This is a genomic window from Bacillus sp. ISL-77 (genome assembly GCF_018613105.1).
Genome location: NZ_JAGGQY010000012.1, coordinates 53931 through 78307 on the forward strand (window position 1 = coordinate 53931; position 24377 = coordinate 78307).

General features: G+C 35.8%; 23 protein-coding genes, 4 pseudogenes and 1 riboswitch. Of the genes and pseudogenes, 3 read left to right on the forward strand and 24 right to left on the reverse strand.

Annotated features, from left to right (window positions below):
* Window positions 1-2 precede the first annotated feature (2 nt).
* The 3 pseudogenes from lgt to J7E77_RS04640 form a co-directional block, all read right to left on the reverse strand.
* A pseudogene (gene lgt, locus J7E77_RS04630) lies at window positions 3-815 on the reverse strand (prolipoprotein diacylglyceryl transferase).
* A gap of 243 nt (window positions 816-1058) precedes the next feature.
* Window positions 1059-1408: pseudogene (locus J7E77_RS04635) on the reverse strand (DUF302 domain-containing protein).
* Between the two features lie 25 nt (window positions 1409-1433).
* Window positions 1434-2084: pseudogene (locus tag J7E77_RS04640) on the reverse strand (sulfite exporter TauE/SafE family protein); the annotation flags it as partial.
* 314 nt (window positions 2085-2398) lie between these two features.
* Between J7E77_RS04640 and rnjA the strand changes: the two are divergent.
* On the forward strand, window positions 2399-4072 hold the full coding sequence (rnjA, locus tag J7E77_RS04645) for a ribonuclease J1 (RefSeq protein ID WP_214712712.1): 1674 nt from the start codon (window positions 2399-2401) through the stop codon (window positions 4070-4072).
* 62 nt (window positions 4073-4134) lie between these two features.
* On the opposite strand, the gene J7E77_RS04650 is transcribed toward rnjA, so the two are convergent.
* A complete protein-coding gene (locus J7E77_RS04650; RefSeq protein WP_214712713.1) occupies window positions 4135-5286 on the reverse strand; it encodes a cation:proton antiporter in 1152 nt (383 codons plus the stop codon).
* Between the two features lie 134 nt (window positions 5287-5420).
* Entirely contained in the window at window positions 5421-6899 is a 1479-nt protein-coding gene (locus J7E77_RS04655) for a SulP family inorganic anion transporter (protein ID WP_214712714.1), read from the reverse strand.
* A gap of 315 nt (window positions 6900-7214) precedes the next feature.
* Between J7E77_RS04655 and J7E77_RS04660 the strand changes: the two genes are divergently transcribed.
* The gene (locus J7E77_RS04660; RefSeq protein WP_251026929.1) at window positions 7215-8504 is read left to right on the forward strand and encodes an MFS transporter; all 1290 of its coding nucleotides are present in this window, start codon (window positions 7215-7217) and stop codon (window positions 8502-8504) included.
* Between the two features lie 137 nt (window positions 8505-8641).
* On the opposite strand, the gene crcB (J7E77_RS04665) is transcribed toward J7E77_RS04660, so the two are convergent.
* The 16 genes and pseudogenes from crcB (J7E77_RS04665) to J7E77_RS04740 form a co-directional block, all read right to left on the reverse strand.
* Complete coding sequence (gene crcB / locus J7E77_RS04665) at window positions 8642-9010, reverse strand: fluoride efflux transporter CrcB (protein ID WP_214712715.1); 369 nt, start codon at window positions 9008-9010, stop codon at window positions 8642-8644.
* Complete coding sequence (crcB, locus tag J7E77_RS04670; protein WP_214712716.1) at window positions 9007-9381, reverse strand: fluoride efflux transporter CrcB; 375 nt, start codon at window positions 9379-9381, stop codon at window positions 9007-9009. The genes crcB (J7E77_RS04665) and crcB (J7E77_RS04670) overlap by 4 nt, the downstream gene beginning before the upstream one ends.
* 52 nt (window positions 9382-9433) lie before the next feature.
* A riboswitch (Fluoride riboswitch) is annotated at window positions 9434-9494 on the reverse strand.
* A 301-nt stretch (window positions 9495-9795) separates the two neighbouring features.
* The gene (locus J7E77_RS04675; RefSeq protein WP_214712717.1) at window positions 9796-10215 is read right to left on the reverse strand and encodes a universal stress protein; all 420 of its coding nucleotides are present in this window, start codon (window positions 10213-10215) and stop codon (window positions 9796-9798) included.
* A gap of 15 nt (window positions 10216-10230) precedes the next feature.
* Window positions 10231-11679 (reverse strand): SulP family inorganic anion transporter, encoded by a 1449-nt coding sequence (locus tag J7E77_RS04680; RefSeq protein WP_214712718.1) that lies wholly within the window; start codon window positions 11677-11679, stop codon window positions 10231-10233.
* Between the two features lie 637 nt (window positions 11680-12316).
* Window positions 12317-12517 carry a hypothetical protein gene (locus tag J7E77_RS04685; RefSeq protein WP_214712725.1) on the reverse strand — a complete coding sequence of 67 codons (201 nt, stop codon included), beginning with the start codon at window positions 12515-12517 and terminating at the stop codon, window positions 12317-12319.
* Between the two features lie 23 nt (window positions 12518-12540).
* Window positions 12541-12740 (reverse strand): annotated as a pseudogene (locus J7E77_RS04690) (YnfA family protein).
* Window positions 12741-12853: 113 nt separating this feature from the next.
* Window positions 12854-13012: an iron-sulfur cluster biosynthesis family protein gene (locus J7E77_RS04695; RefSeq protein WP_214712727.1), complete on the reverse strand. Its 159-nt coding sequence runs from the start codon at window positions 13010-13012 to the stop codon at window positions 12854-12856.
* A 209-nt stretch (window positions 13013-13221) separates the two neighbouring features.
* Complete coding sequence (locus tag J7E77_RS04700) at window positions 13222-13653, reverse strand: protein-tyrosine phosphatase family protein (protein WP_214712728.1); 432 nt, start codon at window positions 13651-13653, stop codon at window positions 13222-13224.
* Window positions 13654-13667: 14 nt separating this feature from the next.
* Window positions 13668-14615: a thioredoxin-disulfide reductase gene (trxB, locus tag J7E77_RS04705; protein WP_214712730.1), complete on the reverse strand. Its 948-nt coding sequence runs from the start codon at window positions 14613-14615 to the stop codon at window positions 13668-13670.
* Window positions 14616-14632: 17 nt separating this feature from the next.
* The gene (arsA, locus tag J7E77_RS04710; protein WP_214712731.1) at window positions 14633-16402 is read right to left on the reverse strand and encodes an arsenical pump-driving ATPase; all 1770 of its coding nucleotides are present in this window, start codon (window positions 16400-16402) and stop codon (window positions 14633-14635) included.
* A 16-nt stretch (window positions 16403-16418) separates the two neighbouring features.
* Window positions 16419-16784 (reverse strand): arsenite efflux transporter metallochaperone ArsD, encoded by a 366-nt coding sequence (gene arsD / locus J7E77_RS04715; RefSeq protein WP_214712733.1) that lies wholly within the window; start codon window positions 16782-16784, stop codon window positions 16419-16421.
* Window positions 16785-16884: 100 nt separating this feature from the next.
* Window positions 16885-17307, reverse strand: coding sequence for an arsenate reductase (thioredoxin) (gene arsC / locus J7E77_RS04720; protein WP_214712741.1), 423 nt, complete (start codon window positions 17305-17307; stop codon window positions 16885-16887).
* A gap of 26 nt (window positions 17308-17333) precedes the next feature.
* On the reverse strand, window positions 17334-18389 hold the full coding sequence (gene arsB / locus J7E77_RS04725) for an ACR3 family arsenite efflux transporter (protein WP_214712743.1): 1056 nt from the start codon (window positions 18387-18389) through the stop codon (window positions 17334-17336).
* 26 nt (window positions 18390-18415) lie between these two features.
* Window positions 18416-18763, reverse strand: coding sequence for an ArsR/SmtB family transcription factor (locus tag J7E77_RS04730; RefSeq protein ID WP_214712745.1), 348 nt, complete (start codon window positions 18761-18763; stop codon window positions 18416-18418).
* Between the two features lie 258 nt (window positions 18764-19021).
* On the reverse strand, window positions 19022-19516 hold the full coding sequence (locus J7E77_RS04735) for an arsinothricin resistance N-acetyltransferase ArsN1 family A (RefSeq protein ID WP_214712752.1): 495 nt from the start codon (window positions 19514-19516) through the stop codon (window positions 19022-19024).
* Complete coding sequence (locus tag J7E77_RS04740) at window positions 19513-20160, reverse strand: recombinase family protein (RefSeq protein ID WP_214712754.1); 648 nt, start codon at window positions 20158-20160, stop codon at window positions 19513-19515. Before J7E77_RS04740 ends, J7E77_RS04735 begins: the two co-directional genes overlap by 4 nt.
* A gap of 541 nt (window positions 20161-20701) precedes the next feature.
* Here J7E77_RS04740 and J7E77_RS04745 point away from each other — a divergent pair.
* Window positions 20702-21712 (forward strand): DUF3231 family protein, encoded by a 1011-nt coding sequence (locus J7E77_RS04745; protein ID WP_214712756.1) that lies wholly within the window; start codon window positions 20702-20704, stop codon window positions 21710-21712.
* A gap of 270 nt (window positions 21713-21982) precedes the next feature.
* Here the strand turns inward: J7E77_RS04745 and J7E77_RS04750 are convergent, their stop codons facing one another.
* The 3 genes from J7E77_RS04750 to J7E77_RS04760 all read right to left on the reverse strand — a co-directional run bounded on the left by J7E77_RS04750 (window position 21983) and on the right by J7E77_RS04760 (window position 23475).
* Window positions 21983-22420 (reverse strand): hypothetical protein, encoded by a 438-nt coding sequence (locus J7E77_RS04750; RefSeq protein ID WP_214712758.1) that lies wholly within the window; start codon window positions 22418-22420, stop codon window positions 21983-21985.
* Window positions 22421-22497: 77 nt separating this feature from the next.
* Window positions 22498-22944 carry a DUF4275 family protein gene (locus J7E77_RS04755; RefSeq protein ID WP_214712760.1) on the reverse strand — a complete coding sequence of 149 codons (447 nt, stop codon included), beginning with the start codon at window positions 22942-22944 and terminating at the stop codon, window positions 22498-22500.
* A gap of 111 nt (window positions 22945-23055) precedes the next feature.
* Entirely contained in the window at window positions 23056-23475 is a 420-nt protein-coding gene (locus J7E77_RS04760; RefSeq protein ID WP_251027060.1) for a DUF4367 domain-containing protein, read from the reverse strand.
* Between the last annotated feature and the right edge of the window lie 902 nt (window positions 23476-24377).

Here is a 24377-nt window from a genome sequence, read left to right on the forward strand (position 1 = left end):
TTTTAATCCGTTAAATACCGTTTGGTAGAAAATCCTTTCATTCTTCTGAAAAGAAGAAGCGATATACATCCAGTGAGAATCAAAATGGAGATGACTTGAGCGATTCTTAGATGATCAGTTAGCATTAAACTGTCTGTTCGCATTCCCTCGATAAAGAAACGTCCAATTGAGTACCAGATAAGATACATTAAATACAATTCTCCCCGACGAAGATTAACTTTCCGTAAAGAAATCAAAATAATTACTCCAGTTAAACTCCACAAAGATTCCTATAAAAAGGTTGGGTGATAATAGGTACCATTAATATTCATTTGGTTAATAATAAATGTAGGAAGGTGTAAATTTTCAAGAAATGTACGTGAAACAGGGCCTCCGTGAGCCTCTTGGTTCATAAAGTTACCCCAACGCCCGATAGCCTGTCCTAATAAAATGCTTGGTGCTGTAATATCAGCTAATTTCCAAAACGATATTTTTCTTTTATTTGTAAAAATGATGGCTGTAATAACTGCTCCAATCAATCCCCCATGAATAGCTATACCACCGTTCCATATAGCGGGGATTTCACTTAAATGATTTTTATAATAACTCCATTCAAATAAGACGTAATAAATCCTGGCTGAAATGATGGCAATAGGTAAAGCAAATATAACTAAATCAACAAGAACATCGGGTGAAATTCCTCTTTTTTTACATTCTTGAGTCGCAAGATATAAGCCCAACATTGCCCCTAATCCGATGATAATACCATACCAATGGACACTAATAGGACCTAATTCAAAAGCAATTGGGTTTATAGGAGTAAGATTCGTATTCATATTATGTCCTCCCGTTTTTATTTCATTTTTTTATTATATCATTTAAATGTTAAAAAACTTTTAATTATCTATTACCTTTTGGCACTATTAAAATCATAAAGGGGTCAGTTATAAGCCAATAATTGTCTTGTGAAACTCTAGACTTGTTAGTCGTAAAAAAAGACGATGCCTTTTAAAAGCATCGCTACGTTAGTTAAAGAAGAAAAATATATTCCACCATTAGAGACTGATGATAATAATGTCTTACTTACTTTTATCCAATACTTTCACTAAAGTAACTTCGATATTTTCTGCGATCTCTTTTAATTGTGGGTCATCAATCATACCAACCATCATTGTTGATTATTCCATTGCTTTCATAAACTGTTATTTTACACGGTAGAAAATAACCAACTAGTTCATTTATTTCAAGAACCTTCCCTGCTTCAACTGGTACATACTTCTAAGATTCGGTATGGATTGTTGTAGCTTTCTACACCCTTTTCATGCAACTTTGCAGGAAGATCTAGCTGCCATAAAATGCCGAATTTTTCTTCTAAAGATGAAATAGCCTTATCAATTGATTTATTCGTTTCTACTGTATAATGAAACATTGCTAAGATCACTCCTTATTGGTAATTAAACAAGTATTCCAAACCAAATTTTAAAGGTAGTAATGACAATTAAAGTAGCTAAAGCTATTTGCAAAACTTTTGTATTTAACTTTTTTCCTAGCCGCACTCCTATAGGGGATGCAATAAGACTAACGATTACCACTAATACAGCAGGTAGGAAAGGTACTTGCCCTGTTGAGACCTTTCCTATTGTGCCTCCGATGGAAGATATAAATGTAATAGCTAAGGATGTAGCGATTGTAATGCGGATAGGGATTTTCAGCACAACAAGCATAATAGGAACAAGAATAAATGAACCACCAGCACCTACTACTCCAGAAGCAAGCCCTACGATAAAGGAAAGGGCTGTTGCCAACCCTTTATTAAAATCTTCGCCCCAATCAGTATCAATTTCCTTTTTAGGAACCAACATAAGTATCCCCGCTAGTAACGCCACTAATCCATAAATAACATTGATACTCTTCTCTGAAAAAAAGTGTGAAGTGTATCCCCCAATCAAACTTCCGATTAAGATACTTGAACCCATATACAGAATCAATGTTTTCTTTATATGTCCCCCATTTCTATGGGCCCAAATCCCTCCAAGAGCTGCAAAAAATACTTGAACAGCAACCACTCCAGACACTTCATGGGCTACATAAAATAATTGATTGAATTATTATATAAACTCCTTTGCAATCAAATAACGGAAGGGGAGGATTCCTTTAGTTTATTTATATCAAAATACTCTGTTCTTAAGGATGAGTTTGATTTCATAAATAGGTCTCATTAGCGGCTTTTTTGCACTAACCTGCCCGTTACATTGATGAGTCTTAATGTTGGTGAAGACATCGGTTTAGAAATTCATCAGGTTAGTTTAAGTGCATTTATTCACAATATTATTAAAAAATATACGAATAGAAGAAATTTAGTAAGACCCAATTCTGTGTTAGAATCAAAGTAACAGTTTATTAGGAACGGAGTGGGTTAATGGCGATTGTAAAAAATAATAACATCATTGAAATTTTTGCACTTGGTGGTTTAGGTGAAATTGGTAAGAATACTTATGTTATTCAATACCAAAATGAAATTATTCTAGTGGATGCAGGCATTAAATTCCCTGGAGATGAGTTGTATGGGATTGATTACGTTATCCCAGATTATTCTTATTTGATTGAAAATGAGGATAAAATAAAAGGTTTATTCGTTACACATGGGCACGAAGATCATATTGGTGGTATCCCTTTTTTATTAAAGGAAATAAACATCCCCATCTATGCAGGAAAATTGGCCATTGAATTAATAAAAGAAAAACTAAAAGAACATGGCTTATTAGACAAAGCGAAGTTATATGAAATCGAAGAAGATAAAACTATCTCTTTTAAGAATGTTGCAGTAGATTTTTTTAGAACAACCCATAGCATACCTGATTCTTACGGTATTGTTGTAAAAACACCGAAAGGTAATGTCGTTCATACAGGAGATTTTAAGTTTGATTTAACTCCTTTAGGTCATCCATCAAACATTTCTAAAATGGCTGCTATCGGTAATGAAGGAGTTGTCTGCCTACTTTCAGATAGTACAAATAGTGAAATACCTGGATTTTCAATGTCTGAAAGGAAAATAAGTCAAACGATACACGACCTTTTTAATCATATTTCTGGTCGGATCATATTTGCTACTTTTTCCTCCAATATGTATCGATTTAAACAAGCCATTGATGCGGCAATTATAAATAAACGTAAAATTGCTGTCCTCGGAAGAAGTCTTGTAAAAGCGGTTAGAATAGGCCAAGAGCTTGGCTATCTAACCATTCCAGATAACACACTGATTGATGAAACTGAAATTAACCAATATCCTGATCAACAAATACTGGTTATCTGCACGGGAAGCCAGGGAGAACCTTTTGCTGCTTTATCAAGAATCGCAAATAAAAGACACCCCAGACTCTCAGTCAAGAAAGAAGATACTGTGATTTTTTCATCGTCCCCAATACCAGGTAATACAACCAGTATCAACAAAATTATTGACCAATTAAGTCGTGCTGGTGCGAATGTTATCCATCATAAACTTACTGATATTCATACATCTGGTCACGGTGCCCAAGAAGAACTTAAACTCATGCTTCGATTGATGAAACCTAAGTTTTTTGTACCCATTCACGGGGAATTCCGAATGTTAAAAAAACATGTAGAATTAGCACAGGAATGCGATGTGCCTTTCAGCAATTCATTTATATTGGATAATGGTAATATACTCGAAGTCAATGAAACGACTGCCAAAGTGACTGGCAGTGTCCCAGTAGATCCAGTTTACGTTGATGGTGAAGGAATAGGTGATATTGGGGAGATTGTACTTAGGGATCGTAAAAAACTATCAGAATCAGGTATTTTAATGGCGGTTATAGCCATTGACTTTAAGAATAAGACTATTATTAGGGGACCTGAAATCATTACAAGAGGATTTGTCTTTATGAGAGAATCTGAAGAATTATTAGGAAAAATTAAGGATGCCGCACACACAGCTACTATAACATCTCTTGAAGCAGAAAGACTTCAGTGGGGAAACATAAAAAAGGAAATTTTAAATTATGTTGAGCCGTTAATTTATAAAGAAACAGGAAGACGGCCTATGATCCTTCCAGTAATTATGGATGTCAATTAGTAATGTCATGTAATGTTGGAATGTAAAAAAGCACGCTGAAAAATTCAGCGTGTTTTGTCATTTTAGTTATTGGACAGCTCTTTTTGTGAATTCTTATTAAAAAACAACTTCATCATAGGAGGAGTAACAATCGTTGTTACAAGAACGACAACAACAATTACTGCAAACATTTCTTGACTCAACAGTTTTGATTCTAAACCAATAGCTGCAATGATTAATGCAACTTCACCACGAGACACCATGGCTGCACCAATGCCTAACGAACTGTTCCAGGAGAACCTAGCAGCCTTCGCACCAATGGATGCACCAATTAGTTTAGTCAAAATAGCCAAAATGCTTAATACAACAATAAGAGTTAGATTTTCTTTAACACCTGCAAAATGAGCAGTAACTCCAATTGATGTAAAAAATACAGGGACAAATATCGAGTAGCTAATGGTTTCAATCTTTTCGAATACCTCGTGCTTGAAGTCAGTTAAGCTTATGGCTACGCCAGCAATATACGCTCCAATAATTGCAGCGACACCTGTGTACTCTGCTAAATAGGCAAAAATAAAACAGATGATTAAAGCAGAAGAAACAACAGTTTCCGTTACCTTTAAAATAGCGAATCTTTTCATAAACAAAGGAACAATTTTCCAACCAACAATAATAGCTCCTGCGAAAAATAAAAATTTCTTTAATATTACTACTGTTAAGTTGACATCTCCTCCTGCAAAACTCATTAAAAATGCCAAAGCAATCACGACCACCACATCATCAATAACGGCGGCCCCTAAGATGGTCGTCCCTTCACGAGTTTTTAACTGGCCCATTTCTTTCAATGCTTGAACGGAGATACTTACACTTGTAGCCGAAAGCAATAATCCTAAAAACCAGGATTGTACAGAGGTAAGATTTAACATCAGTCCAACAAAATATCCTAAAACAAGTGGAACGATAATACCACCAAGGCCAACATAGGTAGATGCTTTTCCAGTTCGTTTAAATTCATCTATATCCGTTTCTAACCCTGCAATGAACATTAGCAAGATTACACCAATTTCACTAAATTCTTCTAGTGTTTCTGTTTCTGTTACCAATCCTAATACTGATGGTCCTAGTACAATACCAATAAGGAGTTTACCTAGGACTGATGGCTGACCCAACCTTACACTAAGACTCCCAGCTAATTTAGATGCAATTAAAATAATAGCTAATTGAAGTATTAACACTTTTACTACCGCCTTCCCTCTTACTAGAATTTGTATATAACATAAAAAAATACAAAAAAACCTGTCACTAAGGTATAAAATACCCTTGGTGACAGGCTCCTCCAATTTAAAAATTAAAAATTATTTACGATATATTAGTGACTAGCAACTTTCTCAAGCCCACCTGGCTTGTTATGAACCGCTATTTTATCAATTAGTTTATTACTTTCTGTATTTAATCCTTTAAGATTCACCTTAACACCATTTTGATGGTACTTGATGACCACTTTATCAATGGCACCTACAGCAGAATCATCCCAAAGGTGAGCATTGGACAAATCTATATCAATCTCACTTACAGCTTCTTTATAATCAAAGCTGTTAACAAAGTCTGTTACAGAAGCAAAGAAGAGTTGACCAGATATATGATATATCTTTTTATGTGATCCTTTAGAAGAAAGACTTGTTACAGTTACCTTCGAAATCTTTGCTGCAAAGAAAATGGCACTTAGAATAACTCCAACTAAAACTCCCATGGATAAGTTATCAGTTTTAACCACTGTAATCACAGTCACGATCATAACAATCGTATCAGTAACTGGTACCTTTTTTAATGTTTTTAGGCAGGACCAATCAAATGTTCCAATTGAAACCATGAACATAACTCCGACTAAGGCTGCCATTGGAATTTGTACCAGGAACCCTTTAAGCAACATGATTAGTGTCAATAAAAAAGCACCTGCAACAAATGTAGATAAACGTCCTCTACCACCAGATTTAACATTGATGACAGACTGACCAATCATCGCACATCCAGCCATTCCGCCAAATAATCCTGAGACGATATTAGCGATACCCTGACCACGTGCTTCCTTATTTTTATCACTTTCTGTATCTGTCATGTCATCTACAATAGAAGCAGTTAAAAGTGTTTCCACTAGTCCTACCAATGCAATAGACAAGGAATAAGGAAAAATGATTTGCAAAGTCTCAAAGTTAAACGGAATGTCAGGAATTAAAAATATAGGTAATTTCGAAGTCAATTCACCCATGTCCCCAACTGTACGAACATCACTTCCCGTAAATATTGAGATTGCTGTAATAACAATAATCGCAACTAATGGTGAAGGTACAGCTTTAGTAAAACGAGGTAAGATGTAGATAATGGCAAGTGCACCTGCTACCATCGCATACATTTGCCAAGATGCCCCTTTAAATTGGACTAATTGAGCTGAAAAGATTAATATCGCAAGGGCATTAACAAATCCAGTCATTACGGATCTAGGGACAAATTTCATCAAACGACCTAGTTTCAAAGCTCCCATGATTATCTGTAAAACACCAGTTAGGATGGTTGCAGCCAGTAAATATTGCAAACCGTGGTCTTTAACCAATGTCACCATTAATAAAGCAGTTGCACCCGTGGCAGCTGAAATCATCCCAGGTCTTCCACCCACAAAAGCAATCGTAACGGCAATACAGAAGGAAGCGTACAATCCTACCATCGGATCCACACCTGCAATGATTGAGAATGCAATTGCTTCTGGAATTAAAGCAAGAGCAACAACAATCCCTGCTAACACATCTCCCTTGACGTTTCCAAACCATGAATATTTAATTGTACTCAAATTCAAACTTAGCACCTCTCCCTTTTCTTTTGTTTTTTTATTGACTTTCAACTCTCATGAAAGTCGGGTCCGTTGTTAACAAAACAAAGTATAAAGGATTTTGACCAATTTGTGAAATCCCATGAAAGCGGACACAACAGTTATTTCCTTTGTTATACGATGTTTTTCTTCCTTTTTCGGGATAATTTCTAAAGTCGAAAGATTTTTTTCGGAAGATATAGGGACCTTTGGTTTGTAGTATAATCCAATTGAGTAACTTAATATTATTAGTTGGGAATTGTGATTTTAAAACGATTATGTAAAGAAGGGAGTGGCTATCATTTGATTAGCGAAAAAAAGAGGCATACGTTTTATTATGGATGGGTCATCGTGTGTATAGCTGGGTTAGGTAGTTTTTTTTCTGGTCCTGGTCAGACATATTCCAATTCTGTTTTTATTGATGAATACATAAAAAGTTTTGGATGGACTCGTTCGGAAATCTCTAGTCTTTATTCTTTTGCCACATTATGTTCGGGCATACTTATGATGTTCATGGGTCGGTTGGTGGATAAGTTAGGTCAAAGAAAAATGATGGTGATTGTTAGCCTATTGCTTGGATTGGCGTGTTTTTTTAATAGCTTTGTCGTTAATACATGGATGATGGCCATTGGTTTCTTTTTAATTCGATTATTTGGGCAAGGAAGCATGACACTTATTCCAAATACCCTTGTCCCCCAATGGTTCATTCAAAAACGTGGTCGTGCCATGAGTTTTATGGCATTAGGTGGTGTTGCTAGTGCCGCATTTTTCCCAGTTGCAAATGCTTGGCTAATTAGATTAACGAGCTGGCAAACAACTTGGCAAATATGGGGAGTGTTATTAATCGTTCTATTTGCACCTCTTGCTTTTTTTATTGTTCGAAATCGTCCAGAAGATATTGGCTTGCACCCAGACGGAAAACCGATCATTGTATCTAAAAATAATAAACACAGTGATAAAACAATGACCATTCAAGATGATGATTGGACATTACAAGAAGCCATGAGGACTAGGACTTTTTGGGCGATATTAATTTGTGTCGGTATTCCTGCACTCGTTAATACAGGGATAACTTTTCACTTATTGTCCATTTTCGGGCAGAACCAATTATCACCGCAACTGGCGGCTACCGTATTAAGTCTAATGGCTATTATAGGCTTCCCAATTTCCTTTATATCAGGGTTTATATTAGAAAGAGTAAGTACCAATCGATTGTTAATCTTTGTTTTTGTTTTGGAAGTGCTGACTTTATTTCTGTTAACAAAAATGAATAGTGCCACTTTAGGAATACTATTCGGGGTAATATGGGGAATTGGCGGCGGAGTGGAACGAATTACACTTAATATTGTTTGGTCCAATTATTTTGGCAGAAAATATCTCGGAAGTATTAGCGGGGTTGCGATGATGGTAATGGTTATTGGTTCTGCATGTGGACCTTTGCCATTAGGAATAGGTTTTGATAAATTCCATAGTTACAACGAAAGTTTACTTTTACTAATGTTCTTTCCAATGATCGGGCTCATAAGTGCAGCTATCGCAAAGAAACCTGATAAACAGAAGTTTTTAATTAAGAATGCTGCAAAGGTCAATTAGTTAATAGAAAAAACAGAATGGTATTGTACTAACGGGTTCTCTTCAGGGGAAGTTTTTTGCACACGTTTTAGCAAGTAAAATGGACATCGAATCAACCAAAAAGAGCATCGTATATGATGCTCTTTTAACATTTTATATCACCAGAAGAGGTTACCAACCAAATATCCCAAGTAAGCAAGTATAATTCCAGCACCATAGGTGATGATTGTGTAAAGGATAAATGTCCTTTTGAAATTTTTTAAGTGTATTTGTATCATTTCTAGTTTGAGTGTAGAGAAGGTCGTGAAAGCTCCCATAAATCCTGTTCCCAGCAAAAGACCTATCATCATATTCGCTTTAGCACCAGTAATAATCCCTAATAGAAAGGCTCCCAATAAATTTACTGTAAGAGTTCCCAACGGCAGCTTAAATGTTGATTTACCGTTTAGTTTCTTACTAATTGAATAGCGAGAAATCGCTCCGAAAAAACCGCCAATACCAACTAATAAAATATGTGCTGCTGTCACGATTCTTGTACCTCCTGACTTACTTTAAAGCCTAATCGACTCATTGCTAATCCACCAAGAATACTGACGAATACATAGGCTAAACCCAATACAATATTCCCAACCTGAAACAATTTGACGGTTTCGACACTAAGGGTTGAAAAGGTTGTAAAAGACCCAACAAATCCTGTTCCTATCGAAGTCGCAATGACAGGAGAAATCGAGAGCCATTTAAATAAATTTGTTGTTAACCCAGCCAAAAGAAAGCTTCCAATCAAATTAATGATTAATGTCGCATATGGGAAGGTGCTATTTGTAAATAATGAAGCCCCAATCATATACCTTAAAATAGCTCCTAGCGTCCCCGCAATTCCTACCCAGAAGTAAATCATTTTGTTGCCTCCCTATTTTTTTAAAATAAAAAGACTCCTGCCAGTAATTAAGTTACCAGCAGGAGTCATTAGCCATTCGGCGGTTAAAGGCGAACTCCATCGCCTATTTAAATTCAATTAATATTATATATTTTATTTCAACAGAAAGAAAGTAATTCCTTTATCAATTAGTAATATGAAATGGTATACATTTTAAACAACAAAATCTCACTATAAAGTTCGTGTACATAAATCATTGTACACTGCTATTTCAAGTGCTGAAATGGGTGCGATTTTCAATCTATATTTGTTATAACAGCTTTAATATCAACAATAATAGACTACTCCGCTATGTGCGAAATGGTCTGTGATTTCAACTGTTATTTCGAGTAAAACTCCCCTTAAAGGGAACCGTTCTGTTTTTTCTTTGTTTATTTATTTAACTATTAACACTGGACAATTTGCCCGTTTAGCCACTTTATGACTCACACTACCTAAAACAAATTCTTGAAGCACATTGAGTCCTCTGCTCCCAATGATAACGATTTCAAACTTATTTTTATTAACATAATCAACAATAACAGGACCTGGCTCACCATGTAAAATCTTAATCTCATATGAGACACCCGATTCTTTTGCCAATCTTTCTACTTCCCTCATTCGACTTTTACGGCTGTCACCAATATCTGCCGAATTCCAATTACTAAGCACATCAGATTTCACTTTATCTGGATCAACAACATATAAGACCTCGATTTTGGAATTAGGACTGCATTTAGCGATATTGATCGCATTTTCTGCTGCTCTTTTTGAGTGTTCTGAACCATCTGTCGCTAAGGCAATTTTTTTGTACATTCCCCATAACCTCCCTTAATGTGTTCCCAGTTTATTAGCTAGTTTATTTACTAATTCTGTACTATCCTCGTTTAATCCTGTTACATTTACCATAATATTATTTTCTTCAAACTTTGAAACAATCTTATCGACTGCTGCCACTGCTGAGTCATCCCATACATGGGAACGACTTAAATTTATCTCAACAATTTTGATATTTTCCTTGTAATCAAATTTCGTTAAAAGCTCGGTTACAGATGCAAAAAATAGTTCCCCATTTACAAAATATGTTCTTTTATTCCCTTCCTTCTTACTTTTTACACTAATTTTAGAAATCTTAGACACAAAGAAGATGGCACTCAATAAAATACCTGCAATAACACCGATAGCTAGATTATCTGTCAAAACAACTGAAAGGACAGTAACAATCATCACTATCGCATCACTTCTTGGAAGTATGTGAAGTGTTCGTATAGAATTCCAATCAAAAGTACTAATGGATACCATAATCATGACTCCAGCCAATGTGGCCATCGGAATCTGTACAACGATTTTCCCCAAAACGACAATTAAAAACATCAAAAAGACACCTGCAATAAAAGTCGATAACCTGCCCCTTCCACCTGACTTAACATTAATAACAGATTGACCAATCATTGCACATCCTGCCATTCCGCCAAAAAAACCAGCCACAATGTTAGCCATTCCCTGACCTTTACATTCGGCATTTTTATTACTTCCTGAATCAGTCATATCATCGACAATGGAGGCTGTTAAAAGCGATTCTATTAGACCGACAACAGCAAGTGCCAGCGAATAAGGTAGAATAATCACTAAAGTATCCCATGTGATTGGGATTTGAGGTATTAAAAATGTTGGTAATGTTTGTGTAATGGCTCCCATATCACCTACGGTTCTCACATTAATCTTCATAAAAATTACTAAAGCTGTAATTGCTACTATAGCTACGAGAGTGGAGGGAATGGCCTTAGTGATATACGGAAACAGATAAATAATGGCTAAAGTGGCTCCGACTAATACATAGATAATCCACGATTCTCCGACAAAGTGTTGCAATTGAGCCATGAAAATCAAAATAGCTAAAGCATTAACAAAACCAACCATAACTGATCGTGGGATAAATTTCATATATCGAGCCAATTTAAACATTCCAAATATTATTTGGAAGACACCGCATAATATCGTGGCAGCTAAAAGATATTGAAGTCCATGTTCCCTTATTAATTCAGTAAATACTAAGGCCATGGCCCCCGTAGCAGCAGAAATCATTCCAGGTCTTCCACCTACAAAAGAAATAACGACTGCAATAGTAAAAGAGGCATACAGTCCAACCATTGGGTCAACCCCAGCTATTATGGAGAAAGCAATAGCTTCAGGAATCAACGCAAGTGCAACTACTATTCCCGATAGTATATCTCCTTTCACATTCATAAACCATGACTGTTTATAAGATAGTTGCTCCAAGTAATTACCCCCCATATTTAAAGCTTCTAAAATATTGTTAAATAACATACCCTTTTAATTTGAAATTAACGCATGTTATCTGTTGAGTGGAATATGTTACAATTAGTATTTTCAAATATCACTTTCCATTTATTACTGGGACATGGAAAAACCATAGAAAAAATACAGTAGCAATTATCGATAATAAGTAAGTTTGCAATGGTTTTTTGGAGTGTAATCCTATAAAGAAAAAAGCTATTATATCGTATGGCAAAGCATACAATAACGTCCAACCATTTTCATGCCTTATGACACCTAATTTTAAGGTTATGTATTCAATGATAAACCAATAAACAGCAAACAATAATACAAAGGTTTTATCAAATCTTATTATTATTTTAAACAACCACGGTAGGGGTATGAAAATTTTACTGATTAAACTTATACCTTTCTCTTTTATGAGAATAGAGGTTACCAACTCATTTTTAGAGGTAATAGAGTGGGAGTTATTATAAAGACACCCATTATTGCTCCAATTCAACGAAGTAACTCTGGAATAACAAAGATTAATTCAACAAAAAAGAGCACAGTTCTGGTGCTCTTTTATCATTTATTAGAGATTTTAAGGAGTAGCCTACCCCTTTTTGGTTGGCATTTGTCAGCCGCCTTCTACACAGGTTAAATTAGAACTTCCCACAGCACTGTTTAATCCACTTAAAAGAGAAGTAAGGAGATGACTCTCTACAAGATCTTGTAATGATTTTTCAGATTGCGGGACATTATATTTTTCAAAAATCTCCCTTGTTCCTTCCCAGAATTTAACAATCGCTTTAGGTGACATATTTGCCTGTATAACCATTTTTTTAACTCCTTATTAATGGTTTAATGTCTTGCTGCCCATAACATAACAGAAACCCCTATTAAACAAATAATAGCACCAATCCAATCGTATGTGTCAGGAGTTTTTTTATCAATTCCCCATCCCCATAGGACAGAAAGAAGAATAAAAACCCCTCCATATGAGCATAACCCCGACCAAATGATGGGAAGGTTTGAAATGTCGGTATTAGTCCAATTAATATACTATTTGAATAGCTTTTGCAAAATAGATACTATTTACATGCTTGAAAGTGGCAACAAAAATAAGAAAAGAGTAGTTAGCCCTTGATTTGCTAACTACTCTCTATGCTCTTATCTAACAACAGTTACTTTCATTTCCTAATAACACGAGACCATTTGCCTCTTGATTAAAATCAAGAGTAAGACCATCAGTATAAGGTTCAATGTCAGGATCAATTGCAACTTGTATTTCATTAATGGTTACTACTTTATCATTATCATCTGGCTTGTCCAAAGCCAGCCCAACTTTTGGAGCCCCTCAAGACATTCCTCCAAAATAGACACGAATGTTTTTTGCATCGTGTTCTTGGAGCAGTTGCTTTAATACATCACGTGCTTGATCTGTGATATTCAATTTGTCCATCACCTTTCAAAAAATTTTATTCTTACTTATCTTACTTGCTTTTTAACATTCAGGAAATTAAAAAGTCTTATCCATTAATCTTAATAAGCATTAGGATAAATGCGTTGTAACGCTTCTTTCATTTGAGGCTTTACATTAACTTTTGGACGTGCTGCCTTAGCCATTTCTTCAGCCTCATCAATTGTCTTCGCTTTACCTAATGACAATAAGGTTCCAACTGCGACAGTTCCCGCACGGGTGCTTCCGCCGCCACAATGAAAATAAACTTTTTCCCCTTCATTATAGGCATTTACAACGTGGTCAATCGATTTTTTGATTGATTCGTCTTGATGTTCGGCATCATCCACGATTGGGCTATGAATACGTTCGTAGCCTGACTTGTTCTCATGTGACTCTGCCCGCAAATCGAAAATAACATCGGCTTTTTCATTTTCCATCATATCTTTCACATCATCTGCCCCGCCGAAATAAATCCGATCTTTAATCAATTCATTATAGTTCTTTGTAGTCATGATTTCTCCACCTTTTATAATGATTTGCTCCAATCATGAGAAGCATTGCTTTCGAGATACCGTTCTGCATCTAGTGCTGCCATACAACCCGTTCCTGCTGCTGTTATGGCTTGGCGATACTTCCTATCTTGAACGTCTCCGCATGCAAAAACACCAGGAATATTGGTTTCTGTTGTTCCAGGTATAACATTAATGTACCCTGTCTCATCGGTATCGATTTGACCATTTAGGAAAGCAGTATTTGGTGTATGTCCAATAGCTACAAAAATACCGTCCGTTTCGATTAATTCTTCTTTACCTGTTTCGTTGTCACGGACCTTTAGGCCTGTCACTTTTACGCCATCTGAGAGCACTTCTAATGGTACCTTGTTAAGTGCCCAAGAAATTTTGTTATTTTCTTTTGCACGATCCTGCATAATTTTTGATGATCTTAGCTTATCTCGACGGTGAATAATGGTAACTTCTGATGCGAATTTCGTTAAGAAGTTTGCCTCTTCCATAGCAGAATCTCCACCACCAACAATAATGACTTTTTTTCCACGGAAAAAGAAACCGTCACAAGTTGCACAAGTGCTAACCCCTCGACCAATATTCTCTTTTTCACCAGGAATATTAAGCAGTCTAGCTGATGCACCTGTCGAAAGGATAAGACATTCCGTTTGTATTTCTCCTAATCCGTTTACTTGTAAGGTGAATGGCTTTTTAGATAGGTCAACATCGGTAACCCAACCTCTTTTAAATTCTGCACCAAAACGTTCTGCTTGTTTTCTCATATTATCCATTAATTCTGGGCCCATAATGCCATCTACAAATCCTGGGAAGTTCTCGACCTCTGTGGTTAACGTTAATTGTCCACCTGGCTGATTGCCTTCAATAACCAGTGGCCTCATGTTTGCTCTTGCTAAATAAATCGCTGCTGTTAAACCAGCAGGACCTGTTCCAAGAATAACGACCTTTTCCATACGGTTCCCCCCCGTTATCAGTCAATAAACTTTTTTAACTGGTTGTATCCTGTGTTTTCTTCACTCATTAAAGGGACTATTGCACATTTTTCTGCTAATTCAGTGGTCACTTTGTTAATCCAACCTTTTTCAGCTTCTGCTCTTCCCTTTAATACAGGATCTTTTGTTTCAGTGGCGTAAAGGCTCTGGTTAATTACCCACCATTTAGGGGTTATATCTGCACGTTTTAAATCGTCCTGTAATCGACTAGCTTCTAACACTGGAGTGGCCTCAGCTAATGTTACAATGACCACGCTGGTTTCTTTTGGATTCCTTAAACGAGGCAACAGTGTTTTCACACTCTCAGGTATCTCCCCTGTTGAACGGGCTAGTTCTTTATGATAAGACTGAGCAGCATCTAAAAGGAGTAAGGTGTGCCCAGTTGGAGCTGTATCAATCACAACGATTTCATCCTTTGAACGGGCCACCACTTCTGCAAAAGCACGAAATACGGCAATCTCCTCCGTACAAGGAGAGTTTAGGTCTTCTTCAATATAGGCAAGTGCTTCTTCATCAAGATCATTACTTACCTTCGATAACACTTCTGCCTTGTAAGCCTCAACCTCTTCTGTCGGATTAATACGACTAATGGTTAATTGTTCATTTAGTTCACTTTTTTGAAAAACGAACTCTAAATGGGCAGCGGGGTCTGTTGTGGTTAAATGTACTTTATGACCCTTTTCTACTAATCCAACGGCCATTGTGGATGCCATGGTGGTCTTTCCAACACCACCCTTCCCCATTGTAAAAATCACTCTAATATTATTTAAGGAGAAGTGTTCAATCACTTCATTTAAGGCAGGTAGAGATATAGTATTGTCTTCAACCTCTGTTCGTGTAGCTGGCATTGTATACCGTTTAAATAAGAAACGTAAGTTTTGAACACCTGTTAAGGAATAGGGAACAAACGGTAAGGAATATGTCACAACTTGTTTTAAATCGTTTGGCATTTGCTTTATGGCATTACGTTGTCGTTCATAAAATGCAGTTGAAACTTTATCGTCTGGCAGATAAGATTGCATTAAACCGTTAATAATGAGAGCTTGGTTTGAAATACCAATTTCTTTTAATTCCTTTGATGCACGGTTTGCCTCAAGTAGTGAAGACTCATCGGGTCTTGCAACAAGAATGAGCGTTGTTTTTGTTGAGTCCGATAGAGCGTCCATTGTAACGGAATAGACTTGCTTCTTTTCTGACAACCCAGATAAAGGACCTAAACAAGAGGCACCATGTGTGTTCTCTTCTAAAAAGCCACTCCACGCAGTTGGCAAGTGAAGAAGCCGTAGAGTATGACCCGTAGGTGCCGTATCAAAGATGATATGCTCGTAAGCATTAACTACATTAGGATCAGCCAATAGATTTGTAAACTCATCGAATGCTGCAATTTCAACTGTACAAGCACCTGATAATTGTTCCTCCATAGTAGCGACTACTGCGTCAGGAAGCTTTCCTCGATAGGGTCCAATAATTCTGTCTCGGTATGCTCTTGCAGCTTCTTCAGGATCCAGATTACAAGCATATAGGTTCGGTACACTTTGGATTGCCATTGGAATATTCGTTAGCCCAACTTCCAATACATCCTGTAAGTTTGAGGCAGGGTCCGTACTTACCAGCAAGACCTTTTTCCCTTCATCAGCTAGTGCTACAGCTGTTGCACACGCAGTCGATGTCTTCCCTACTCCACCTTTTCCTGTCAAAAATAAAAACTTGGTGTTCACAATCATTTTCGGATGGAAAGATTGAAACATGAACTTCACTTCTTTCTTATTTCGATGGTTTTAAATCAATTGTAAGACGTGGTTTTGGTTTTTCGCTAAGTTCCTCAACTGTTACTCCAAACCATTCCGCAAATTCATCGTTGGTTGGATATGCTCCAACTTTAGCAATTTTACCTTCAACTAAGGTTACTGGGAGTGAATCTGGACCCTTTTCGTGAAGAACTTTGTTCACCTCTTTGTTTTCAACAAAAATGGCGGGTTCAAATCCAAGGTTATATCGTTTTATGTCATATCCTTTTTTCTCTAATAGAAAGATAGCAGTTGCCACTCTGGTTAACTCTGGATCTACACTGGGACCACATACACCAGTAGCACAGCACAATGCTGGGTCAAATATCTCAACTTTACTCATTTATCTAACCTCCTAAAGGGTTTCAATATAAGCATTTACTTATATGGATGCTAAAATTAAGGCCAAGAGTATTTATTACTCTTGGCTATTAAATTCTTTCTTACTCACCAGTTTCCGCAAAACGCTTAATGCGATCTCCGATTTCGTCACGCACACGTTGGAAGAATGCCCATTTTTCTTCGTCTGTTCCTTGAGCTTTGGCGGGATCATCAAATCCCCAATGAACTCGTTTAACTTTTGGTGGTGTGATTGGACATTTATCAGCAGCGTCACCACATAAAGTTACAACTAAATCGGCATTGTTTAAATACTCAGGATCAATAATATCAGAAGTATGTTTTGAAATATCAATGCCAGCCTCGTTCATTGCTTTTACAGCATTAGGGTTTAATCCGTGAGCTTCGATACCCGCACTGCGTACTTCCCACTCGTCACCTAAATGTTTCTTTGCCCAACCTTCTGACATTTGGCTTCTGCAAGAGTTTCCTGTACATAAGAAGTAAAGTTTCTTTTTGTTTTCCATGTTGATTTCCACCTTTATTATTAGTTTTAGGCTGCATGTTCTTTAAAATATTTTCTTTTAAACCATAATGCCACGTTTACCAATGCAATCATGACAGGTACTTCTACAAGTGGTCCAATAACGGCCGCAAAAGCTGCACCAGAATGGATTCCAAATACACCAACAGCCACAGCAATCGCTAATTCAAAGTTATTACTTCCAGCTGTAAAAGCAAGAGTTGTTGTTACAGGGTAGTTCGCTCCAATTTTCCTCCCCATGAAAAAGGAAACAAAGAACATTATTACAAAGTAAATTAATAAAGGAATTGCTATACGAACTACGTCTAATGGCAAGCTTACAATAGCGTCCCCTTTTAATGAGAACATAAGAATAATCGTAAATAGTAAAGCAATTAAGGTAATAGGACTGATTTTAGGAATAAACACTTTTTCATACCATTGTCTGCCTTTAGCCTTTACCAACGTAAAACGTGTAATCATTCCAGCTATAAAAGGTATTCCAAGATAGATGAAAACTGATTTAGCTACTTCTATCATCGTAATATTTACAACTGCCCCTTGGATTCCTATCCATTCAGGGATGATGGTTACAAACACATATGCATAAACAGAGAAGAATAACATTTGGAAAATAGAGTTGAATGCTACTAAACCAGCAGCGTATTCCGTATCTCCTTTTGCAAGATCATTCCATACAATAACCATCGCAATACAACGAGCTAAACCAATCATGATAAGACCAACCATATACTCTGGTTTATCAGGAAGAAAAATAATGGCTAATAAAAACATTAGAATTGGTCCAATGATCCAGTTTTGTACAAGCGATAAAGCTAAGACTTTTACATCTTTAAATACTCGCCCAATCTCCTCATAACGAACTTTTGCTAATGGAGGATACATCATTAATATTAAGCCAATGGCAAGTGGAATAGATGTAGTTCCTATCTGCAAACTGTTCATACTGTCTACAAATCCAGGAGAGACAAATCCTAAGCCAATTCCTATTGCCATAGCAAGAAAAATCCAAAGCGTTAGGTATCGATCCAGGAACGATAGACGTTTTTTTTCTGTATTACTCATTTTCTCACTCCCTATTTAAAATAAAGCTAACATCCGCATTGAAGTGTCGGATTCGCCTTTTCAATCATTTTGATTTTATCTGTCTGGTCTGGAACATGTTCCAAAATATCTTCAATAAGTCCATAATGCTCACTTTCATGGTTAAGGGAATAATATATCCACTGGCCTCTTCTTTCCTCTTTAACCATTCCTGCATCTTTTAATTTTCGAAGATGCTGGCTAATTGATGGCTGGCTCATATCAAACACTTCAAGAAATTCACATACACAACACACACGTTGTTTTAAAATAGCTATAATGGTCAAGCGCGTTTTATCACCCAATAACTTTAAAACATTGGCAGCACTTTCTAATTCAACTATTGATTTCAACATGGTATACACCTCCTCTTTATACATATAAGCAAATAGTAATTTACTTATTTAAAAACCATTAAATTATAAAGGTTTTATAATTTTGTGTTGAATTAATGAAAATTATGCATATCGTATTATTGATATCATCGTTTAAATTGGCATATAACTATTCGCTTATATATTAGAACAATCAACAATTTAAATCAAGTATTTTAATTTAAAGTTATTGTAAATAAAAAGACTGATAACCTAAGCTATCAATCTCATTTATAGCGGTTATAATAATTTTTCCATAGCCATAACATCAACAAATTCACCATCTAGAACCCCTTGGTTTTTAAACACACCTACTTCTCGATAACCCATTTTTTTATATAACCCTTGTCCTAATTGATTGAACGGGAACGTAAAAAGCACCATTTTATGAAATCCATTTTCTTTGGCTAGGAATTCAAGCCTAACCAAAAGCTTTTTTCCAATTCCCTTTCCTCTGTATTCTCTTGAAATATAAACGGAAAGATCAGCAACTCCACCATAAGCACATCGGTTATTGTATTGGTTTAAAGAGGCCCATCCCACAATATGTCCCTCTTCCTCAGCTACAATTGCCTTATATCGGCCAGTATGCTTATCAAACCAATCTTTCATGTAGGAATAATCCTTTATATCTGTTTCTAAAGTGGCAATTCGGTCCTCAATACCTTGATTGTAGATTTCCTTTACGAACTGTATGTCCTGTTCAGTTATTTGTCGTATAATTATGTCCTTCAATTTTCTTCCTCCCGTAATATAACCCCAATTTCATATTCTTTTATGATTTTATAAAATGTGTTCTTCTTTAATTCCATTTGATTCATAAAATCAACGGCTGTCATTTCCTTCCTTTTCCATTGTTCATAATTTGCTTTTAGAATTTTTAATTGCTTATCAGATAATGAGCCTAGGTTCATTTTTGGTCTGCCTAAATGTTTACCTTTTGCTTTTGCAGACTCAATGCCCTCCCGTTGCCTTTTATTAATATCTTCTCTTTCTTTTTCAGCAACAAAAGAAAGAACCTGCAAAACTAAATCTGAAACAAATGTACCTAAAGTATCTTTATATTGTGTTGTGTCCAATAACGGCATATCAATTACCTTTATATCAGCTTTTATTTCGGAGGTAATGATTTCCCATTCTTTTTTAATTTCTTTGGAATTGCGGCCAAAACGGTCAATTGATTTGATATACACTAAATCTCCTTCACGTAAACACTGCTTTAACGCTGTGTATTGCGGGCGATTAAAATTTTTTCCACTCTCTTTATCAATGAATATATCCCTTTCATTAATTCCTAACTCAAGCATTTCATTAAGCTGTCGATCTATGTTTTGATCTTTGCCGCTAACTCGAATGTAACCAAACGTTTTATTTTTCATGATGTAAGTATCTCCTTGATGCTGTTAGATTAGATACTTAAATTATATCACGATAGTTTATAAATATATATATTATTTTGCAAACGTTTGTAAATATCCTTTTATACCTTTAAAAACAAATAAAACATTAATATTTAAGTAGAGTCCTAGTGTTTATAATGGTATACCTTTACGAATATATTTAATTCCCTTTTATGCCAATAGCAGGTCAGGATGAAGAATTAAAATCTTTTTAGAAGTTATATTCGGCGTTAAACCACCTGATTACGTCAAAGAGTTAATGCTTTTTGCGTTGTATCTTAAGCAAAATTGGAAAATCACAATGTACAATTCAAAACCGCACTTAATAGATACTAATAAATTTCCAAGCGGTAGTTTACAGTAGGTAAGTATTCGATGCACGGCTGACTTGCGGATTGGTCGTCTTATTTGCATTTTATGACTGGATTACCACACTATCAAGGTCATCTTAGGCTACATAAAAACAAGTTTATTCGGAAAGAATATACCAATATATATATCTTTGGAGGGGGTACGGAATATGATCAACCTAACATCATCAGAAATCGCTTGTACTTGGACTGGCTATATGAACGATAGTATGGCTAAGTGCATTCTTGGTTATTTTCTAGTACATGTTGAAGACGCAGAGATAAAGCCTATTATACAGTTTGCATATGACCTTACAGTTTCTCATATAGAAAAACTAACTCATCTTTTCGAAGAAGAACAATTGCCATTACCAACAGGATTTACTAACGAAGATGTCAATTTAAATGCTCCTCGCCTATATACTGATTCATTTATGCTGACTTACATAAACCACATGGCAAAGGTTGGTTTACTTGCTTATAGTGGACTCGTTTCCATGAGTGCAAGAAAAGATGTAAGGGGTTATTTTATGGAAGGACTAAAAGAAACGTCAATTTTATTCGACAGAAGTTCAGATGTCGCACTTTCTAAAGGATTGTTTGTAAGAGCACCGTATATTGCATACCCAACAAAGACTGATTACGTAGATAGCAAAAGTTATTTAAGTGGTTTTTCTCTTTTCAATAAGCAACGCCCTTTAAACACAGTTGAAATATCTCATCTTTATATGAACATTCAAACCAATTTAATAGGTAGTCATCTTTCTATTAGTTTTGCTCAAACATCACCGAGAAAAAATATACAAAAGTGGATGTTAAGAGGTAACGATATTTCAAAAAAGCATATGCAGATTTTTTCTGCAACTCTACTCGACAATGATATACAACCACCAGTTTCACCAGATGTTGCTATAACAAATTCAACTACACCGCCATTCTCAGACAAACTAGCCATGTCTCATATGGCATTGTTAAGTGCGACTGGTTCAGGAAATTACGCAACTGGAGCGGTGGCAAGTCAAAGAACAGACCTTTTTCTAAATTATGAACGCTTATCGCTAGAAGTCGCTCAGTATGCTAAGGACGGAGTTAACATCATGATTGATAACAAATGGCTAGAACAACCACCTGGAACTACCGATAAACAAAAACTATCCCAACAAAAGACACCGAATAATTAAAGTTTATGGCTGATATTTCAATAAGAGTGTCGCCTTTTCTTATTTAGGGATACGACAATTTAGTCTAGTTACTGTCACTGGAATACTGGTCGGTATTGATTACTTATTTATGGTGTGTGCTTTTTTACCCACTTATCCAGATACTTTTATAAAACTTTATTTCACAAACCTGCCACGTTAGCGGAATGAGGAAAGCGATTGCTCTTATTGAACAATCGCACCCGTTTGTTTAAGTACAATTATTCACAAACTGATTATTGAATAAGAATCTTAATGAATGTCCCCATTTATCACCGACAATGCAGCCTTGTTTTCTGGGTCCACTTTTAAAATTTCTTTAGCTATTTTTGTAGCTTCATCTTTACTAAGCAAAGGCTCAGGCATTTCAAAAAAAAGTAATAAATACTCTTTATAACTAATATCTTCTGGAGCTAATTCTATTGCTCTTTTTGCGTGGAAAAATGATGTTTGATATGCACCATCTAAATGATTCAATCCCATACAAAGTAGAAATGACGCTAAGTAATGTAACTCAGAGGTTTCCTTATCAAATAATAAGTAGTTCGCAAATCCATAGGGAGCAATTGTCTCATCATCATATGCTATAAGGAAAAGTGTTTCTGTTAAAGCTTCCAAATCCATAGTCTTAGAAAGCTGCTTTGCTTTAACAAATTCGCCTTTTTTTATTGCTTGTTTAAAATCTTCCAAAATTAATCCCCCCTAAATCCTTGTATGTGCAAAAAAGGCTGCTGTAACAGCCATAATTTCTTGTACTCAAGCACCCGTTAGTTGAAGAAGAAAGGTTCTTCAGCTAATCTATAAAAATAGGGACCACAATTTTCTTCATGGGTAAGGATATAGGTCCATGAAAAATCTTTATCGACAACATAAACATCATGAATATATCCGTCAATCTCATTTATTATGTGATTGGACTTTAAGCTCGCAGCTTTTTCAATCAATAATGCATTTTGATTGTTCTGGTAAAAAATATAACATTCATCCTTTGACACTAAATCAAATGCATCCCTTGCTCTTTGACCTTTCTTACATGGTAGCAGTTCATAGCTAAATACATGCCACATAAACTGACCATAATGGATTTGTCTTTTTTGGTTTTTACTCAGTTCCCTAGCAAATACTTCTCCCCACTGTTTTTGGAGTTCTTGTCCTTTGTTATTTAAATCGAAAACACCGATTTTACTATCTTTCAACACATCAATTTGTTCCATTTAACCCCTCACTTTCTAACGCTCTTATGAGTGTTCCTTGTTCAACTATCCTGCCCTTTAGTGGAACAAGCAAAAAAGCTGCCGAAGCAGCCCACATTTGTTGAAGAAACGTTAATGCATTGACCTTGCAATTTCTAACATTTTTTCTTTCGGTAATCTTGAACTATTCATTTTTACATAAGTACCATTCTGTACCCAATTAAGTAAGCCACCAGTTATGGTGTCTCCATTTTTATCAACTTCACCACTATCTATCCATTCCTGAAAATAACCTGTGTTTCCATTAATATCAACTTGCTGAGAATGGGGAAAATCTTCATATGATAACGGAAAACCTCTTCTCAAATGAATAGCAACCATCAACTTTGTGTCCTTGCTGTCCATATAATGAAGCATTATCCAAGGGGATGTTTTGGTATCTAATGTCCAATCATCAGGAATCCTTTTTGGAGTTAAAACGGTAAAGTCAATTTCTTTCTTTATTTCTGAAATAGTTTTGCTGTTGTGATTATACTTAATTTCTTTAGCCATAATTATCATTGGGTAACAATTTAACAGGATTAGGACAATGAATAAACGTATCAGAAATACCAATTTACTACCTCAATTCTATTCGAAATTTCAGGTATTAGTATTTCCTACCATTCACTTTTTATTAAACTATCCTGCCCTTATATATAGTATGAATTTCTACCGTATTCAACGTAAGTAATGATACAAAAATGACCGAATTTCTATCTTTGCTAACACATTATATAGAGTTATTTTTTATAGTATTCAACGTATTCAAAGATATGGAAATAGATATGTCTAACAGGGGAAAGATACGACCTTGAAGTTTAGTGTGGAAGTGTACTCCTTCCACACTAAACTTCAAGGCTAGTAAGCGAAAGCGCGGTAGGGATGAATGATAGACTAGTTGCCTGATAAAGAGACTGCTTAATCACAGGATCTATTGTTACCCAAAGAGGGCTTAATTCAAGTTTTTAAATCCCGTACCTATGAATACATGTAAACAACGATAAAAGGTGCATTCCTTTAACTTTTTTTAAGTTGATACTATATATAAGGGCCAGTTAGTGGAACAACGAAAAAAAGGCTGCCGAAGCAGCAAAATCGTTCTTGAGCTAAAGCACCCGTTAGTTTAAGTGAAACTATTCACAAGACATTCAACACTTCTCACACAAATTCCTACCTGGTATAATTCTAATTCAACTGATACCCTAGTTATTAGAATTTATATTCGGTCATTGTATCTTGTAATACAATACTTGACATTTTTAAATATGTGTATTATATTTTTCAACAAGAATAAATCACAAATCTAATTAGGCTATGATAAGGACATGAATCATTGGTACATTTTCTTGATAGAGAACAGGGTCATTGGCTGAAAGCCCTGAAGAAAAACGAATGATTTACCACCTTGGAGC

What these genes read in the sequence shown, in the direction of transcription:
- rnjA (WP_214712712.1), top strand. Translation starts at nt 2,399, where the DNA reads ATGGCGATTGTAAAAAATAATAACATCATTGAAATTTTTGCACTTGGT.
- crcB (WP_214712716.1), bottom strand. Translation starts at nt 9,381, where the DNA reads ATGATTTACTTCTGGGTAGGAATTGCGGGGACGCTAGGAGCTATTTTA.
- J7E77_RS04675 (WP_214712717.1), bottom strand. Translation starts at nt 10,215, where the DNA reads ATGTACAAAAAAATTGCCTTAGCGACAGATGGTTCAGAACACTCAAAA.
- J7E77_RS04685 (WP_214712725.1), bottom strand. Translation starts at nt 12,517, where the DNA reads ATGGTTATACAGGCAAATATGTCACCTAAAGCGATTGTTAAATTCTGG.
- J7E77_RS04700 (WP_214712728.1), bottom strand. Translation starts at nt 13,653, where the DNA reads ATGACTACAAAGAACTATAATGAATTGATTAAAGATCGGATTTATTTC.
- trxB (WP_214712730.1), bottom strand. Translation starts at nt 14,615, where the DNA reads ATGGAAAAGGTCGTTATTCTTGGAACAGGTCCTGCTGGTTTAACAGCA.
- arsA (WP_214712731.1), bottom strand. Translation starts at nt 16,402, where the DNA reads ATGTTTCAATCTTTCCATCCGAAAATGATTGTGAACACCAAGTTTTTA.
- arsD (WP_214712733.1), bottom strand. Translation starts at nt 16,784, where the DNA reads ATGAGTAAAGTTGAGATATTTGACCCAGCATTGTGCTGTGCTACTGGT.
- arsC (WP_214712741.1), bottom strand. Translation starts at nt 17,307, where the DNA reads ATGGAAAACAAAAAGAAACTTTACTTCTTATGTACAGGAAACTCTTGC.
- arsB (WP_214712743.1), bottom strand. Translation starts at nt 18,389, where the DNA reads ATGAGTAATACAGAAAAAAAACGTCTATCGTTCCTGGATCGATACCTA.
- J7E77_RS04730 (WP_214712745.1), bottom strand. Translation starts at nt 18,763, where the DNA reads ATGTTGAAATCAATAGTTGAATTAGAAAGTGCTGCCAATGTTTTAAAG.
- J7E77_RS04740 (WP_214712754.1), bottom strand. Translation starts at nt 20,160, where the DNA reads ATGAAAAATAAAACGTTTGGTTACATTCGAGTTAGCGGCAAAGATCAA.
- J7E77_RS04745 (WP_214712756.1), top strand. Translation starts at nt 20,702, where the DNA reads ATGATCAACCTAACATCATCAGAAATCGCTTGTACTTGGACTGGCTAT.
- J7E77_RS04755 (WP_214712760.1), bottom strand. Translation starts at nt 22,944, where the DNA reads ATGGAACAAATTGATGTGTTGAAAGATAGTAAAATCGGTGTTTTCGAT.
- J7E77_RS04760 (WP_251027060.1), bottom strand. Translation starts at nt 23,475, where the DNA reads ATGGCTAAAGAAATTAAGTATAATCACAACAGCAAAACTATTTCAGAA.